This window comes from Paenibacillus sp. FSL K6-1122, from assembly GCF_037977015.1.
GTDB classification, from domain to species: domain Bacteria; phylum Bacillota; class Bacilli; order Paenibacillales; family Paenibacillaceae; genus Paenibacillus; species Paenibacillus amylolyticus.
The window spans coordinates 4,068,227-4,084,953 of sequence record NZ_CP150272.1 but is presented as its reverse complement, the minus strand read 5'-3'; the positions used below and the strand labels follow the sequence as shown (position 1 = coordinate 4,084,953).

Sequence of the window (16,727 nt, the reverse complement as noted above, 5' to 3'; positions counted from 1 at the left end):
AATTTAATAACATGATCAGGTCAGCCAGGCAGTCTGGTTGGCCTGTTTGTCTTCTTTTCACGTATGGTGAAAGAGACTTCATGTTAGCTTTTGATAGATCATAATGCATCAAGCACAATTAGAACGCAGGTTTTATACATTTATCCAAAACGATGTGAAGGTAATTGACGTTGCTGCTTATCTCTCATATGATTTGAAGAATTATCTGGATCAGACGGTTGAATTTCCTGCCCAAGGAAGAGAGAGAAAGGGGATGCAGCGATGGTAACAGAGGCATACGGTTCTGGAGCATTGCCATCGGTATGGCAGCCTGAGAACCTGCAAGAACTCCAAGCGTTAAGAAGTAGACTCAAGGGGATATGTTGTTTTACGGCGGGCGGAACATTGCTGCGAACCCAATGGGAGGGCGGCTTGGTTCCAGCGCCTGAACACATGATAAGCCTGGCTCGTATTCCTGAAATGAGCGGTATATCTATTCTTGGAGATGAGATTGTCATTGGAGCAATGACCCGATTAAAGGAATGTGCTGCACAAGCGTTGCTGCATCAACTGCCGATCCTGCAAGAAGCGGTGAATGCAATTGCGGCCCCTTCCATTCGTAATGTGGCAACCATTGGCGGGAATATTGTGTCCGGAGTAGGGGATACGCTGCCTGCTTTGCTTGTATATGATGCGAAGCTGCACTGGTTGACGGATAGCGGAATTGAGATCCGCAGTGTGTCTTCCTGGCTTCAGGGTGGAAAGGATGGCAGCCGTAATCCAGGGGATGTATTAATCTCGATTCATATCCCGATGAGATCGTCCTCTCTGCTTGATGTGGACAAAGGGCACAAGCCTGCTGCACGAGAAGTTTCCTTTTACCGCAAGTTGGGTCGACGGGAGACGTTCAGTGCGTCGCTGGTGACGGTTGCGTTATACGGTGAAATTGATTTGGATAACCGCTGGACCAAGATTGCGATTGCGGCTGGTGGAGGCTCAGGCATGGCGATGCGACTTCTGGATTCGGAACGACAGCTTCTTGGTAGCGAAGCTACTGTTATGCAAGCGGCGACTCTTGCAGCTGCCGTGGCTAGCGAATTTACGACTTATGGCGATGCATTTGCAACGGAACATTATCGCAAACAGACCGCAGGCAATATGCTTGGTGCCGGGCTATGGGAGGCACTTCACGAATAGATGAATGGGATCAAACGAAGGGGGAGAGGGATCATGCTGCTGAATCGGAAACAGAGCGGGAAACGTTGGCACCTGAGGCCAGATGGGGCACCCAAAGTAACAGGCCAGCTTCAATATCTGACGGATATGACGCTACCTGACATGATTCATGGCAGAGTATTACGAAGCGAATATCCTCATGCTCGTATACTGTCTATAGATACTTCGGAAGCTGAGGCGTTGGAAGGTGTCTATGCGGTTTTGACCTCCAAAGATGTGCCTGGTCTGAATCGTTTTGGCATAGCGACCCCGGATCAGCCTGTGTTCTGCGAGGATATTGTGCGTTATGTCGGTGACGCCATTGCAGCGGTTGCTGCGGATTCTCCGGAACGTGCGGCGCTTGCACTGGATGCGATCCGTGTAGTGTATGAGGAACTCACTCCGCTGAATAGTACAGACGCTGCATTGGCTCCCGGCGCACCAGAGCTGCATGAGCATGGACCAGGTAATGTGCTGCATCGGACGGAGATCAAACGTGGAGACGCCGAGCAAGCTTTTGCCACTTGTGATCATATCGTGACAGAGACGTATTATACGCCTCGCCAGATGCATGCGTATATGGAGACAGAAGGTGGCCTGTTTGTCCCGGATGAAGAGGGAAGGCTGAATGTATACGCGGCAACGCAACATGGCTATAAAGACCGGATGCAGCTGGCACGCATTATTGGCTGTCCTGAAGAAGATATCCGGGTGGTGTCTTCACCGATTGGTGGTTCGTTTGGCGGAAAAGATGAACTAAACGTACAGCCCTATGGTGCACTACTGGCCTTGAGATGCGGACGTCCTGTGAAAATGCATAATTCTCGTAAAGAATCCGTGCGTGCAGGACTGAAACGTCACCCAATGAAGATTGAAATGCAGACCGGCATGAGTCGAGAAGGCATCATCCAAGCGCATCGTGTCCGCATTACAGCAGATACCGGAGCGTACGCCACACTTGGTGCACCCGTGCTGAACTTCTGTACCGAGCATTGCCTTGGACCCTACGCCATTCCGAATGTGGATGTGGAAGGTGTGTCTGTGTATACGAATAATGGATTGTCGGGTGAGTTTCGTGGATTTGGCGGGAACCAGGCGATTTTTGCGATGGAAGGCCAGATGGATCGGCTTGCAGAAATCATGAACATGGACCCTTGGGAGTTCCGTAGACGCAATATGAGGGAGAAGAATGATCCCGGACCGCTGAATCAACGGATTTTAGTCACTGATGGACTATCCCAAGTCTGGGAGGCATTGGATCGTTCCGAATTGTGGCAAAAACATCAGCATCCTCCGGCAGACCCTGCTCTGCCACCATGGATCAAACGCGGAGTCGGAGCAGCCATCGCCATGCACGGTGCAGGGCTGGGTTATGGCATTCCAGACCCTGCGGGAGGCCGCCTGTCCCTGAATAACGAAGGCCAGATTGAGGTGGCGTTCAGCTACGAGGAATTCGGTCAGGGGCTCATTGCAACGCTGGAAATTATGTTATGTGATCTATTCCAATGCAGTACATTGGATCTCAGTATTATTATCGGAGATACGGATCGTGTGCCCCACAGCGGATCAAGTACAGCTTCACGTTCAACAACGATGGCATGGATGGCTCTTCAACGCTTGCAGACTCCATTTCGTTCCCGTGTTCTCGCTGTCGCGTCTGAAATGTCCGGCGTTCCGGCAGATGAACTGGTGACAGGGCCTGGTGGTATATGGCGTAAAGGCCAGCTTCCTGCCGAAAGTTCAGAAGCGGAAACAGATGTGCAAAGAACAGGAAAGAGCGAGAAGAAAGTAGCATTGGCGCTGGAAGGCGTAAATCAAACGTCTGAAGAAGCAGGAAAACTAGAGAAGGCTGAAAGAACTAAAGTGGCTGATATCGTTGCTGGAGGGACTGAAAGTGATCAAACTGCTGAAAGTAGTTATTTAGGTGCATCTCATCACCTGGTGAAAGAGGGAGTTTCATCAGGCTTTGTGGTTTCGTATGCCGAACTCGCAACGCAGGGCGAAGCCGATGAATGGATTTTTGATACAAAGTTTGATTACCCAACTACGCCAGACAACGTGGTAGGCGGGCATTATTTGTATACGTATGCGGCGGTTGCGGCAGAGGTGGAAGTAAATACGTTGACCGGAGAAACCAAGCTTCTTGATACGCGCCATGTTGTTGCGGCAGGTCCAGTTATCAACCCTATGGGTTATATCGGACAGATTGAAGGCGGCAGTGTCATGGCGCTTGGATTCACGTTAACGGAGGATGCGGTCATGCAGGACAGCCGTTATGTAACCACGAACCTCGACACGTATCTGATCCCAACCATTCAGGATATTCATACCAATCTGGAGGTTGAGGCTATTGAAGACTTACCCGAAGGTGATGCGTTTGGTCCTAGGGGGATCGGTGAGATAGGCTCCGTTGCGCTTGCGCCGGCCATAACAGCTGCAATTCACCAGGCGACAGGCGTATGGGTTAACCGTCTTCCTGTACCGAGGGAACAACTGGTCAGACCTTTAAATGTACCTTTGCAGGAAGGAGTGAGTCCATCATGAGTAAACCACTTGAGAATCACTGGACAGCCGTTGTGAATGGCGAACAGAAACATCTGGAGATCGCGCAAACGACCCGACTTGTCGATGTGCTTCGGACTCATTTGCAACTAACGGGTACCAAAGTATCCTGCGAAGTTGGTCGCTGCGGCGCATGTATGGTTCTGATGGATGGAGAACCCGTGAATTCCTGTCTTGTCATGGCTTATCAATGTGAAGGCAGTGACATTGTGACGATTGAAGGTCTGCACGGCGAGGAGAAAGGCACTCTGCATCCGATTCAACAGGCTTTTGTGGAGGAAGGTGGCTTCCAGTGCGGCTACTGTACTCCAGGCATGGTGATCTCAACCAAGGCATTACTGGATGCACATCCTGAGCCTTCTCAAGAACAGATTGAAACAGGATTGTGCGGGAATCTGTGTCGTTGTACCGGCTACGGTGGCATTATTCGGGCGGTACGCAAGGCAGGGGAACGCTGTGTGGTAAAAGAAACGTCTGCCGAGGAAACCGTAAGTTGAGGCGGGACGCAGGACGCAGACATAAGCAAGGGCAATTGAAGAAACATACGTGAAAAAGCATCCGAATAGGAATGCTTTTTTTTGTTGTTTATCAGTTTTTCTTTCAAGTGCACATCTAATGTGAGATGAAGTTTCATACGCTAAATTGATTAGATTATGAACCGTTTTCGTCAATTATCAACTCGGATGAGAGAAAGGAAATATAATGTTCAAAGTACTGGTACAAAAGAATTTCAAACATTCTCATTCACCATATATTTACAAATATTGGTGTGCGTGATATGTTTAAAATGAAAGCGCAACCATGAAAGGATTCATTGACATTTCATTATCATATTTCACTTGGGAAGGAAGATGGAATTGATGAAAAATTTGCTCAAAAAGGCAACCGCAATGATGCTGGCATTGGTCCTACTGCTTGGATTAATGACAGCGCCCGTTCATGCAGACACACCATTGTTCACCATCGAAAGCGAAGATGCTCAGCTCACCCCGGATCTTCAAGTGGTTACTTCAATCTATGGGCAACCCAAGCCCGGATTCTCAGGGGCCGGATTTGTCTGGATGCAGAACTCTGGCACATTAACCTTCACAGTAACTGTCCCGGAAACCGGCATGTACGCGATCTCCACACGATATATGCAGGAGCTCAGTGCAGATGGCAGGTCACAAAATTTAATCGTGAATGGTGTTACGAAAGGGGCGTTCATGCTACCTTACACGACAACATGGTCAGACTTCGATTTTGGCTTTCACAAGCTGAATCAGGGTGCCAACACGATTGAGCTGAAGGCTGGCTGGGGCTTCGCGTATTTTGATACTTTTACAGTGGATCATGCTGATCTGGATCCCCTGAATGTGCAGCCAGTTCTCACTGATCCTGAAGCTACACCTGAAACTCAAATTTTGATGAATTATTTAACGGAGGTATACGGAAACAACATTATTTCTGGTCAGCAAGAGATCTACGGAGGAGGGAATGACGGAGATTCGGAGCTTGAATTCGAGTGGATTCATGATCTGACTGGAAAGTATCCGGCTATCCGTGGCTTTGATCTGATGAACTATAATCCGTTGTATGGTTGGGAGGACGGTACAACTGATCGCATGATTGATTGGGTGAATAACCGTGAAGGTATTGCAACCGCTTCCTGGCATATCAATGTACCTCGTAATTTCAATACGTATGAGCTTGGGGACTTTGTGGATTGGAAAGAGGCGACCTACAAGCCAACAGAAACGAATTTTAATACAGCCAATGCGGTAATTCCCGGTACCAAAGAGTATCAATACGTGATGATGACCATCGAGGATCTGGCAGAACAATTGCTGATTTTGCAAGATAACGATGTGCCAGTGCTTTTCCGTCCGTATCATGAAGCAGAAGGCAACGGCGGGCTGAACGGGGAAGGTGCATGGTTCTGGTGGGCTTCGGCAGGTGCAGAAGTGTACAAAGAGCTATGGGATCTGCTGTATACCGAACTGACCGAGACGTATGGCTTGCACAATCTGATCTGGACCTACAACAGCTACGTATACAGCACTTCTCCTGCCTGGTATCCGGGCGATGATCAGGTAGATCTCGTCGGATATGATAAATACAATACGATCTACAACCGTTATGACGGTTTATCCGGCGTACCGAATGAAGATGCGATTACCTCGATTTTCTATAAGCTTGTTGAGTTGACGAACGGTACGAAAATGGTAGCCATGACGGAGAACGACACGATTCCAAGTGTGAAAAATCTTACAGAGGAGAAATCAGGATGGCTGTACTTCTGTCCTTGGTATGGCGAGCATCTGATGAGTTCTGCTTTTAATTACCCGGCAACATTGAAAACGCTTTATCAAAGTGATTACGTCATTACGTTGGATGAGCTGCCAAATCTAAAGGCTAACAATCCCAACCCCAGTGCATCCATCACACCTGGAAACGTTGAATTTGACAAATACACACCTAATCAAAGCGATAAAACCGTAACCGTGAATGCAAACGGCAATACGCTAACTGCTCTCCGGGCAGGCAACAATGCGTTGACCGCAACGACAGACTATACCTTGAACGGAAGCACATTGCTGTTGAAAAAAGCTTATCTGGCAGCCCTGCCAGTTGGTGAGCATTCGATTGTTCTGGATTTTAATCAAGGTCAGGACCCTGTGTTAAAAGTCAAAATTGTGGATTCAACACCGGGTACAAATGCTGTGATTTCTCCTGTGAATGCAACATTTGATAAAGCGACGAATTCAGCACAGGATATTACCGTATCTCTCACCTTAAACGGCCGTCAGCTTACAAGCATCACGAAGGGGAATGCTACTCTTGTATCAGGTCAGAATTATACGGCATCCAGCTCTGCTGTATTTCTGAATAAATCCTATCTCGCTACGCTGCCCTTGGGTCAGAATGTATTGACCTTTCAATTCAATGGAGGAAATAACGCTGTGTTAACGGTGAATGTGGTAGACAGCACGGTTACTGTGCCAGCAGGGGATTTGACGATTCAAGCTTTTAACGGCAATACAAGTGCATCGACCAACGGCGTATCACCCAAGTTCAAGTTGGTCAACTCAGGCAATTCGGCTATTCCGTTAAGTGATGTAAAACTCCGGTATTACTATACAATTGACGGGGAGGAAACTCAGAGTTTCTGGTCCGACTGGGCCAGTATGGGCAGTGCGAATGTAACGAGCCAATTTGTTAAACTGGCGACTCCAGTTGCCGGAGCGGATCACTATCTTGAAGTGGGCTTTACAAGTACGGCGGGATCACTGAATGCGGGCCAGAGCGCAGAGATTCAAACACGCTTTTCCAAAAACAATTGGACGAATTACACACAGACTAATGATTACTCGTTCAAGGCATCCGGTAGTCAGTTCGCAAACCATGATAAGGTTACCGGGTATGTGAACGGTCAGCTGGTATGGGGGATTGAGCCGTAAAGGTAGATAGCACGTTTAATGGGCTGGATCAGGGTTTGAACCTCTGATTCAGCCTTTTTATGGTGTAGAAGGTGTACACCGATTAGACGGAATGTTCTTTTTCACTTGTAGTATGTGACGACGTATCCACGTCTGTTAATATGCGATCTATTATCTTTTTCGTATGGCCCATAATGAACTGAAGAAGTACACCTGCACAACATACGGTTATCAACGTTCCAACCCCGATTGGCCCACTGAGCAGAAACGCCAGAATTAAAAATACAAGGTAAATCAATGTTCTCGATATAAATAAGGGTGTTTGAGTGATTTCATGCAAGATTAATGTTAAGCGGTCAATCGGAATGGGTGCAAAATTGGTCTGTAAATAAATTGCCGTGCCAATACTTATGATCACTAAACCAATGACAAAAGTCATTAATTTGCTGTACCAAACTTCGGGTGTGATCAAGGAATCAGATACATAAAGCCAGATATCAATCCCCACACCAGTAATGAATGCGGTGACGAGACCCAAAAACTCGGGTTTTTGCTGCTTCAAAAGCGAATTACATCCAATTAATAGGAAAGCAATGATGACCTCACAGCTACCTACACTTAGCCCAACATGATGTGACAGCCCTACCAGAAGTGCATCAAACGGTGAGGTGCCCAGTTCAGATTGGATGGTAAGGGAGATGCCAAGTGTTAAGATGAGAATACCTGCGACAAAAAGTACATATTTCAAATTCATTCAACCTCTTTTTTGATATTATGTTGCAAATACAACAAAATTGAGCTAAATTCAATGTAACCCTTTTTTAGTGCATTTGCAACAAACGATTAACTTGTTAAAGGAATGTGAATATAGATGACGATTCGTATAGAGATATGTACCATTGAACATGTATGTGAACTGCAGGAGATTAGTTATGAGACGTTTAATGAAACGTTTAAAGGGCAAAATTCACCCGAAAATATGAAAGCTTATCTGGAAAAGGCGTTTAATCGGGAGCAATTAGAAACGGAACTGTCCGTGGCGGATTCACAATTTCTTTTTATTTATGTCAACCATAAAGTGGCAGGGTACATGAAAGTGAATATCAATGAAGCTCAGTCTGAGAAGATGGGCTTGGAATCCTTTGAGATCGAGCGGGTGTACATCAAAAAAGAGTTCCAAAAACATGGCCTGGGTAAGGTACTGCTCCATAAAGCCATAGAGATGGCAACAGAACAACACAAAACGAATATTTGGTTAGGCGTGTGGGAGAAAAATGAAAATGCCATCGCATTTTATGAAAAGATGGGGTTTGTACAGACAGGAGCTCATGCTTTTTACATGGGAGATGAGGAACAGATTGATTTTATAATGACCAAAACGATACTGTAACGGGATCATCGAGGGAAAAGCTTGGGAGAAAAATGCTATTGAGCAGAATTCTTTCAGGCTTTTTTATGTTTTTCCAGGACCGTTGAGTAATAAAATGAAGAAATTGGCCGAGTTTAATACATAACAAATATTATGTAAACTTATTATTTTTGATGACCTTCATAAGCTGCATCTATGGCTTTAGCAAAAGTTAAAGGCCTGATTAATACATAATTAGCAGTATAATTTTGCTCAATAATCGTGAAGGTAATAGGCTGATCTCAAGGATCATTAATACATTTTATTAGTTTATTTCTACGTTTGGACAGTCAGCCAAAAATCGTTTTCGTTCGTAGTTTGTTAGATAGCGTTACGTTCTTAATAATCAGTATATAAGTTGTATATACCTCATGTTAAAAGAACTTTTTGCGCATTAATCAGGCTTGTTAATTCACCATGTTGAATTATTTAGTTTTAGAGCGGAAAATGGAAATTAAAATTAATATTTCAAGTGAGAAATCAGGTGGATTGGACTCTTAAAACCAGCCGAAAAAAGGAGCGAAATCGATCAATATATTAATTGGATAAATAAGGTATAAATCGTTAAAAAGGCGCTACTACGCCGATTATAGATCAATTTCATATGGATTTGCGATGGATTTAGTACCGCTTTCACGTTATGCTTTTGGAAATTGGAAAGGAAGTGGGAAAAATGGAACGCGAACTGGCGTTGGAAATTGTCAGAGTAACAGAATTGGCTGCGTTAGCTTCAGCACCCTGGATGGGACGAGGCGACAAGAACAGTGCAGATGAAGCGGCTACTTTGGCCATGCGCGCCATGTTCGATTCCGTGTCCATTCGCGGCACGGTGGTAATCGGTGAAGGAGAAATGGATGAAGCACCCATGTTGTACATCGGCGAGGAAGTAGGCAACGCTGAGGGCCCTGAGGTTGACGTGGCTGTAGACCCGCTCGAAGGTACAGAAATCGTGGCCAAAGGACTAAACAACGCTCTATCGGTTATTGCAGTGGCGGGAAAAGGTAACCTGCTCCACGCACCGGACATGTATATGGAGAAACTGGCGGTAGGGCCTGCGCTTGTAGGCAAGGTCAGCATTGAAGACCCGGTTGAAGTCACACTGGAGAAAGCCGCTGCCGCATTGAACAAAAACATCTCGGACCTCACTGTGATGATTCTGGATCGTGTGCGACACGAGAGTACCATCAAGACGCTACGCAAGGTTGGCGTACGGATCAAGTTTCTCAGTGACGGTGATGTTGCGGGTGCGATGGCACCGGCCTTCCCGGAGGCGGGCATTGATCTGTATGTCGGATCTGGAGGAGCGCCAGAAGGTGTGCTGGCTGCCGCAGCGCTATCTTGCCTTGGGGGTGAGATCCAAGGTCGTCTGATGCCTGCCAACGCAGACGAATTCCAGCGCTGCTTGCAGATGGGGATCGATAATCCCTACAAAGTGTTAACGATGCAGGATATGATCGGCACAGAGGATGTCATTTTTGCCGCAACAGGTGTGACGCCAGGTGAGATTCTGGGAGGGGTACGATATCTTGCGGATGATCGTGCCGAGACGGATTCAATTGTTATGCGTGCCAAAACCAAAACAATTCGATTCATTCGTTCCCAACACTTCCTGCCTAACAAAGAAGTGCTGCACAAAGTAAGACAGCTCCAATCCACGCCAGAACCCTCGGATCGTATTCCCAGTCATGCGAAAACGATGGAGCAGGCTGAGTTTAGTCAATCCTCCGTTGATCTTGGCGTTACAACGACGTTGTGAGTTGCACTCCCCATAATTGAACAAATAGGATCAACTGAAATCGTTGTAGTGAGTTTGATAAGTAACTTGAACCCCTAAGGTTACAGGGCACGGATTCAATGAAAGTACCATCTCTGGCAAGATAATAATGAGGGCTTGGATTAACCCAAACCCTCATTATTTTTTTGTGTTAAAAGCATTGACAACGGTTACATGGCATGAGAAAATGTACGCGCGTACATAAATATCGATTTTTAATTATTATTTGATTTATTGATGAGCTATATATGTTGAACTAATCATTTGCACGATAACGGAGAGGATAGAAAAAACCTGAAAAAGCGAAGCGTTCACCTAAAAGCTTTCTGAAAGAAAGCTGCATCGGAAGCATACGCTATCCCCGGATTTTCCCCTTTATAAAAAGGAATCGAAAAATCTGGGGATAACAGCGATTGGAAGGTTGTTCTGTCATCGTAGTGTCAGTGTAAATAATCTTTAGTTCAACTTATATAAAAGGGGGTGAAATCATGGCATCTCGTAAAGAAGTGGCTGATCTTGCGGGTGTTTCCGAGGCGACGGTCTCCCGGGTGCTTAATGGGGTAGGTCCTATTAAAGAAGAGACACGCCGCAAGGTTCTTGAAGCTTCCGAACAGTTAGGCTATGTGCCCAGCGCGCTTGCTCGCAGTTTTGCCAGAAGTAAAAGCGGAAACCTTGGCGTGGTATTACCTTATGTTCCGAAGGCGCATCTGTTCTCGGCGTATTTCTTCTCGGAAATGCTGAGTGGGATTGGAAGCAAAGCCAGAGACAATAGCATGGACCTGTTGGTTATGTTCCGAACACCCGGTGAAGTGATGAATTATACGGATCTGTTCCGGCGTCAGAAAGTGGACGCCTGCATTATCCTTGGTGCCAGAGATGATCATGAAGAACTGGCGGCCATGCAGCAACTTCATCAAGAAGGACACCCATTCTGTGTCATGAATCAGCATTTTGAGGGCCAATCGTTCACGGAAGTGGATGCGGATCATGTGGAAGGAAGCAGACTTGCCATACGTCATCTTACGGATCAGGGGTATCGCAAAATCGCTTTTCTCAATGGTCCAGACAGCTATTCCAACAGCCAGGAGCGAATGGAAGGCGTTCGTCTTGGCCTGCAAGAAGCAGGTATGGAGCTGGAGCCGAGTCTATTGCTTAAAGGGAATTATAGTAGAAGAAGTGGCATTGAGGCGGCAGCGATTGTAGCAGATCGCCTACATGAGATTGATGCTGTATTTGCGGCCAATGACCGGATGGCCATTGGTGTCATGCATGGTTTACGTGAGCGGGGAATAGGGCCTGCGGATTTTCCGGCATTTGTGGGTTATGACGACTCCGATGCCGCCGAGATGGCGGTTCCGCCGCTGAGCAGCGTCAGGGTTCCATTTTTTGAGATGGGTGAACTTGCAGTATCGAAGCTTATGCATGGGTCTGTGGGTGATACACATGAAGCGAATAACTCTGTTGTAGCGGTACCCAAATCTGCGAGAGCGTTGTTGCCTACCGAACTGATTATCCGTGCTTCTTCTATCCGTCAATAGTTTATTGGTACACATATTGAAAGACTTTTTATTATTCCAAAGGAGGAAATGATCATGTCAAATCGTCTTCGTGTCGGAATGGTTGGATACAAGTTTATGGGGAAGGCCCACAGTAATGCCTATCGCAGTCTGCCGATGTTTTTCCCGTCTGCTCCGTTGCAGCCTGAGATGTCTGTGATCTGTGGACGTAACGAGCAGGGAGTGCAGGAGGCAGCGAATCAGTTCGGTTGGTCCGAAAGTGTAACGGATTGGCGTGAACTGGTGAAGCGGGATGATATCGATCTGATTGATATTAACGCGCCAAGTGATGCCCATAAGGAAATTGCGTTGGAAGCAGCTCGTCAGGGCAAGCATCTGTTCTGTGAGAAACCACTGGCCCTGTCGCTTGCGGATTCGCGTGAGATGCTTCAGGTAGCAGAGGATGCTGGAGTCGCTCATATGGTCGGGTTCAACTACCGTTTCTCACCAGCGGTGCAATTAGCGAAGGATCTGGTGGAGAGCGGACGACTGGGTAAAATCTATCATTTCCGTGCTTTTTTCTTGCAGGACTGGATCATGGATCCTTCGTTCCCGCTGGTATGGCGTTTGCAAAAAGAAGTGGCTGGCTCCGGTTCCCACGGGGATCTGGGTGCACACTTAATCGACCTGGCTCGTTTCCTCGTTGGTGAATTCCAGGAAGTCATCGGCATGAGCGAAACCTTCATCAAAGAACGACCGCTTGCAGCTGAGATGACCGGTCTGAGTGCAAAGGGCAGTTCGAATGCGGATGCACCGAAAGGAGAAGTGACTGTTGACGACGCTACGTTGTTCCTGGCACGATTCGCAGGAGGGGCGCTGGGCAGCTTCGAGGCTACACGTTTTGCAGCGGGGCATCGCAGTACGAACTCGTTTGAGATTAACGGCAGTCTCGGCAGTGTACGATTTGATTTTGAGCGGATGAATGAACTGGAAGTGTATTTTACAAAGGATGAAGAGGACGTACAGGGATTCCGCCGTGTACTGGCAACCGATCCGGCACATAAATATGCTGAAGCTTGGTGGCCTGCCGGACATACGATTGGATTCGAGCACACGTTCACCCATGAAATGCTGGAGCTGGTGACAGCGATCTCTGAAGGACGCCAACCATCACCGAGTTTCCACGATGGGGTCGCGTGTCAGGCTGTACTGGAAGCAGTAGAACGTTCGGTAACAGAACGGCGCTGGGTGACGCTTGAAGAGATGTGAGCAAGCAAGACAGTGACGTCAGAAATAAGGTTGAACACATAAAACTAGGCGAAAGCGAGTGAATAAACGATGAGTAAAGCACTGATTGTATGGGGCGGCTGGGATGGACATGAACCGGAGCAGGTAGCAGCGATATTTGAGCGTATTTTGAAGGAAGAGCAGTTTGAGGTTGAAGTCTCGAATACGTTGGAGTCTTATGCGGATGCAGAGAAGCTTCTGGGTCTGGATCTGATTGTGCCTTTGTGGACAATGGGACAGATTGAGCAAGAACTCGTCAATAACGTATCAGCGGCTGTTCAGAGCGGTGTTGGCTTGGCTGGTCTTCATGGGGGGATGTGTGATGCCTTCCGAAATAACGTAGACTGGCAGTTTATGACGGGTGGACAATGGGTTGCTCATCCAGGCAATGATGGTGTGGAGTATATGGTGAACATGAAGCGTGGCTCTAGCCCGTTATTGGATCATATCGAAGATTTTCAGGTGAAAAGTGAACAGTACTACCTGCACGTAGACCCGGCAGTGGAAGTGCTGGCAACAACTCGTTTCCCAGTGGTAACTGGTCCGCATGCAGCGAATGGGCCCGTAGATATGCCTGTTGTCTGGACGAAACGCTGGGGCGCAGGACGGGTATTCTACAACTCCCTGGGACATCATGCAGACATTGTAGACATGAAACCCGTGACTGAAATGATGCGCAGTGGGTTCAAATGGACAGCAGCAGGCAAAGAACTTGCCAAGAGTCGAGTAAGTTCAGCAACCGAAGTGTACACAGGTATGGCGGACAACCAGAACTAATGAGATTGTAGCTGGATTGCAAACGTAACTTCAGTGTTAACCATTCATCCTCAATGGATAAAAACCATTTCTGATCCACGGCGAAGGGAGCCCCAGGTATGAAAACAATGAAAGTAGGCATTATTGGCTGCGGTAAAATCAGCGGTATTTATATGGAAAACTGTAACCGGTTCGAGGTGCTGGAACTTGTTGCTGTTGCGGATCTCGACCGGAAACGTGCCGAGGAGCAGGCAGCAGCCTATAACGTGCCTAACGTATACAGCGTCGACGAAATCTTGGCTGATCCCGAGATTGAGCTGATCATCAACCTGACGATTCCTTCCGTTCATGCGAATGTATGCTTGCGGGCGCTTGAATCTGGCAAACATGTTTATGTAGAAAAACCGCTCGCGGTTACCCGTGAAGAAGGGCAGGCCGTGCTCGAAACAGCGAAGCGTAAAGGATTGCTTGTGGGTTGTGCACCAGAAACGTTCTTTGGTTCAGGCATCCAGACTTCACTTCAATTGGTGGAGGAAGGGGTAATCGGCAAGCCGGTGGCGGCGACCGCATTTATGATGAGTCGTGGTCATGAGCACTGGCACCCAGATCCGGAGTTTTATTACGCGTCAGGCGGTGGGCCAATGTTTGACATGGGTCCGTACTACCTCACCGCATTGGTCCAACTAATGGGCCCGATCAAGTCAATTGCAGGCATGACGGGTAAAGCCATGGAAGAACGGACGATTACGAGTGAGAAAAAGAGAGGTCAGACGGTTCCCGTCGAAATTCCAACTCACGTTACCGGTCTGTTACAGTTTGAACAGGGAGCCATTGGCACACTGATTACAAGTTTTGACGTATTTGGCGGAAGTGCATTGCCACCGATTGAGATATATGGCACGCACGGTACATTGCAGGTACCTGACCCCAACACCTTTGGTGGTCCGGTTCGTTATCGCTTGCTGGGTGAACATGAATGGACGGAAGTTCCGCTTCTCCCAGGATATCAGGAAAATACACGTGGCATCGGTGTGGCAGATATGGCCTATGCAGCACATAGTGGACGTGCACACCGTGCGAGTGGGGAACTGGCATACCACGTACTTGAGGCCATGTGGGCATTCCACGATTCATCAGATGAACAGACGTTCTACCAGATGAAAAGCTCGTGTCAGCGCCCGGCTGCATTGCCGGTGGATCTGCCATTGTATACATTGGATAAATAAGATAGCCATTATGACTTATATCATGATAAACAGCCCCTTTTCCTTCGAACAAGGAAAGGGGCTGTTTTTTATTAAATCCAAAAAATCTGGGAATAACAGCGATCGGAAGGTTGTTCTGTCATCGGAGTGACCAGTGTAAATATTCTTTAGTTCAGCTTATATATCCATTTAGGGCTCAAATCCCGCCTGACTGATCCAGATCTCATCTTCGGCAAAAACGTTTTTCATTCGCTGTACAACAGTCTGATACGCATCTGGATGATACCAATGCTCCATCCCCACTTGCTGATAGAGCGACTCCATGCCGAGTCGCCGGGTTCGCTTGCCCTCGCTGCCATCGCCCATGAAATAATCGTCAATGCATACACGCTGAACCAGAGGTCTCAAGATGGCAGCAAACTGTTCACTGCTGGGTAATACTGGAGCAATCGCAACCTGCGTGGGTATTCCGGCATCCCGCAACTGTTCCAGTGCACGTAATCGGCCTGCAATTGGGGGAGCGGAAGGACTGAAATGCTTCCGCATATCGTCCAGATCTGTCTCCACCGTCATGCTGACCCGAACCCGGTCACCTAACTGCTGTAGCAGATCTATATCCCGGGTAACGAGTGGACTACGGGTCTGGACTAATACGAAATCTGGAGGATACTGTACCATCGTTTCAAGTAATGAACGCGTGATACACTCCTTGTATTCGGCGGGTTGATACGGATCGGTACTGGAGGACATGAACAGAGTGACTTTGCCTTTCGTCAGAGCACGCTGCAACTCTTTGGCCAACACTCGGGAGGCCTCTTGTTTCACATCAACCCACGTTCCCCAATCCTCTTTGCGAAAGAGAGAGACAGGCATCTGTCTGACATAACAATAAGAACAACCGAAGGCGCATCCTGTGTAAGTATTCAGTGTATGTGTATATCCATTAAGGAACCCTGTCCCCTTGTTGAGTAACGTTTTGGGTACTTTGTAAGTAAGATTTGTCTTCATAAGTTCTCATGCCTTTCGCGGTAGTGTGCAGGTGTGAGACCTGTGTGTTTGCGAAATACAGTAATGAAATAAGCTGAGTTAGGTATACCGACATGGCGGCCAATATCGGTGACGGTAAGTCCGGTATGTTCAAGCAACTTCCGGGCTTCGGTAATTCGTTTATCCTGAATATATTGAACCGGTGTGCGGCCTGTAATCCGCTTGAACACACGATGCAGATGATAAGGACTGCCATGACTTACAGTGGCAAGGACATCCAAGGTTAGAGGTTCGGCGTAATGATGTTCGATGTAATCCGTGATCCCGTATATCCACTCCTGATCAGGTACCCGCTCGCCTGTAGGTTTACAACGTTTGCAGGGTCTGAACTTTCGTGCCAATGCTTCTTCAACATGTTGAAATATCAGCACATTTTCAGCTTTGGGTGCTCTGGACTTACAGGAAGGTCGGCAAAAGATACCCGTTGTCTGCACACCGTAAAAGAACGTTCCATCATAAGAATTATCGTTGTGGATGATGGCGTGCCAGTATTTTTCATCTATAGATTCGGGCAGTATACGATCTTGATCTCGACTTTCCACGGTGATCACCTCATCTCTAATTATACCCTTGATTCGA

13 protein-coding genes are annotated in these 16,727 nt (G+C 47.4%); 10 read left to right on the top strand and 3 right to left on the bottom strand.

Annotation, left to right across the window (positions count from 1 at the left end; all coding sequences use genetic code 11):
- Positions 1-261 precede the first annotated feature (261 nt).
- The 4 genes from NSQ20_RS18410 (at position 262) to NSQ20_RS18395 (ending at position 7,196) form a co-directional block, all read left to right on the top strand.
- The gene (locus tag NSQ20_RS18410; RefSeq protein WP_340030529.1) at positions 262-1,176 is read left to right on the top strand and encodes an FAD binding domain-containing protein; all 915 of its coding nucleotides are present in this window, start codon (positions 262-264) and stop codon (positions 1,174-1,176) included.
- 33 nt (positions 1,177-1,209) lie between these two features.
- Entirely contained in the window at positions 1,210-3,738 is a 2,529-nt protein-coding gene (locus NSQ20_RS18405) for a molybdopterin cofactor-binding domain-containing protein (RefSeq protein WP_340030528.1), read from the top strand.
- Entirely contained in the window at positions 3,735-4,253 is a 519-nt protein-coding gene (locus tag NSQ20_RS18400) for a (2Fe-2S)-binding protein (RefSeq protein WP_338706232.1), read from the top strand. The genes NSQ20_RS18405 and NSQ20_RS18400 overlap by 4 nt, the downstream gene beginning before the upstream one ends.
- Positions 4,254-4,616: 363 nt before the next feature.
- Positions 4,617-7,196, top strand: a complete 2,580-nt coding sequence (locus NSQ20_RS18395; RefSeq protein WP_338706230.1) for a glycosyl hydrolase — start codon at positions 4,617-4,619, stop codon at positions 7,194-7,196.
- An 82-nt stretch (positions 7,197-7,278) separates the two neighbouring features.
- On the opposite strand, the gene NSQ20_RS18390 is transcribed toward NSQ20_RS18395, so the two are convergent.
- Positions 7,279-7,923, bottom strand: coding sequence for a YitT family protein (locus NSQ20_RS18390; RefSeq protein ID WP_338708966.1), 645 nt, complete (start codon positions 7,921-7,923; stop codon positions 7,279-7,281).
- Between the two features lie 123 nt (positions 7,924-8,046).
- Here NSQ20_RS18390 and NSQ20_RS18385 point away from each other — a divergent pair, with 123 nt between their 5' ends.
- From NSQ20_RS18385 to NSQ20_RS18360, 6 genes are all read left to right on the top strand, one after another.
- Positions 8,047-8,565 (top strand): GNAT family N-acetyltransferase, encoded by a 519-nt coding sequence (locus tag NSQ20_RS18385; RefSeq protein ID WP_338706229.1) that lies wholly within the window; start codon positions 8,047-8,049, stop codon positions 8,563-8,565.
- A 691-nt stretch (positions 8,566-9,256) separates the two neighbouring features.
- Positions 9,257-10,339, top strand: coding sequence for a class II fructose-bisphosphatase (glpX, locus tag NSQ20_RS18380; protein ID WP_036613775.1), 1,083 nt, complete (start codon positions 9,257-9,259; stop codon positions 10,337-10,339).
- 506 nt (positions 10,340-10,845) lie between these two features.
- Positions 10,846-11,895, top strand: a complete 1,050-nt coding sequence (locus NSQ20_RS18375) for a LacI family DNA-binding transcriptional regulator (RefSeq protein ID WP_253508997.1) — start codon at positions 10,846-10,848, stop codon at positions 11,893-11,895.
- A gap of 54 nt (positions 11,896-11,949) precedes the next feature.
- The gene (locus NSQ20_RS18370) at positions 11,950-13,122 is read left to right on the top strand and encodes a Gfo/Idh/MocA family oxidoreductase (RefSeq protein ID WP_340030526.1); all 1,173 of its coding nucleotides are present in this window, start codon (positions 11,950-11,952) and stop codon (positions 13,120-13,122) included.
- Between the two features lie 69 nt (positions 13,123-13,191).
- Complete coding sequence (locus tag NSQ20_RS18365) at positions 13,192-13,917, top strand: ThuA domain-containing protein (protein ID WP_036613781.1); 726 nt, start codon at positions 13,192-13,194, stop codon at positions 13,915-13,917.
- A 98-nt stretch (positions 13,918-14,015) separates the two neighbouring features.
- Positions 14,016-15,122 carry a Gfo/Idh/MocA family oxidoreductase gene (locus NSQ20_RS18360; RefSeq protein ID WP_036613782.1) on the top strand — a complete coding sequence of 369 codons (1,107 nt, stop codon included), beginning with the start codon at positions 14,016-14,018 and terminating at the stop codon, positions 15,120-15,122.
- Positions 15,123-15,290: 168 nt separating this feature from the next.
- Here the strand turns inward: NSQ20_RS18360 and NSQ20_RS18355 are convergent, their stop codons facing one another.
- Positions 15,291-16,109, bottom strand: a complete 819-nt coding sequence (locus tag NSQ20_RS18355; RefSeq protein WP_340030525.1) for a radical SAM protein — start codon at positions 16,107-16,109, stop codon at positions 15,291-15,293.
- A complete protein-coding gene (locus tag NSQ20_RS18350; RefSeq protein ID WP_200868514.1) occupies positions 16,106-16,690 on the bottom strand; it encodes a bifunctional transcriptional activator/DNA repair enzyme AdaA in 585 nt (194 codons plus the stop codon). Before NSQ20_RS18350 ends, NSQ20_RS18355 begins: the two co-directional genes overlap by 4 nt.
- Between the last annotated feature and the right edge of the window lie 37 nt (positions 16,691-16,727).

Bases quoted from the DNA above. Each gene is read 5' to 3' on its own strand.
- NSQ20_RS18400 (WP_338706232.1), top strand. From the start codon at position 3,735: ATGAGTAAACCACTTGAGAATCACTGGACAGCCGTTGTGAATGGCGAA.
- NSQ20_RS18375 (WP_253508997.1), top strand. From the start codon at position 10,846: ATGGCATCTCGTAAAGAAGTGGCTGATCTTGCGGGTGTTTCCGAGGCG.
- glpX (WP_036613775.1), top strand. From the start codon at position 9,257: ATGGAACGCGAACTGGCGTTGGAAATTGTCAGAGTAACAGAATTGGCT.
- NSQ20_RS18360 (WP_036613782.1), top strand. From the start codon at position 14,016: ATGAAAACAATGAAAGTAGGCATTATTGGCTGCGGTAAAATCAGCGGT.
- NSQ20_RS18410 (WP_340030529.1), top strand. From the start codon at position 262: ATGGTAACAGAGGCATACGGTTCTGGAGCATTGCCATCGGTATGGCAG.
- NSQ20_RS18395 (WP_338706230.1), top strand. From the start codon at position 4,617: ATGAAAAATTTGCTCAAAAAGGCAACCGCAATGATGCTGGCATTGGTC.
- NSQ20_RS18405 (WP_340030528.1), top strand. From the start codon at position 1,210: ATGCTGCTGAATCGGAAACAGAGCGGGAAACGTTGGCACCTGAGGCCA.
- NSQ20_RS18370 (WP_340030526.1), top strand. From the start codon at position 11,950: ATGTCAAATCGTCTTCGTGTCGGAATGGTTGGATACAAGTTTATGGGG.
- NSQ20_RS18365 (WP_036613781.1), top strand. From the start codon at position 13,192: ATGAGTAAAGCACTGATTGTATGGGGCGGCTGGGATGGACATGAACCG.
- NSQ20_RS18355 (WP_340030525.1), bottom strand. From the start codon at position 16,109: ATGAAGACAAATCTTACTTACAAAGTACCCAAAACGTTACTCAACAAG.
- NSQ20_RS18385 (WP_338706229.1), top strand. From the start codon at position 8,047: ATGACGATTCGTATAGAGATATGTACCATTGAACATGTATGTGAACTG.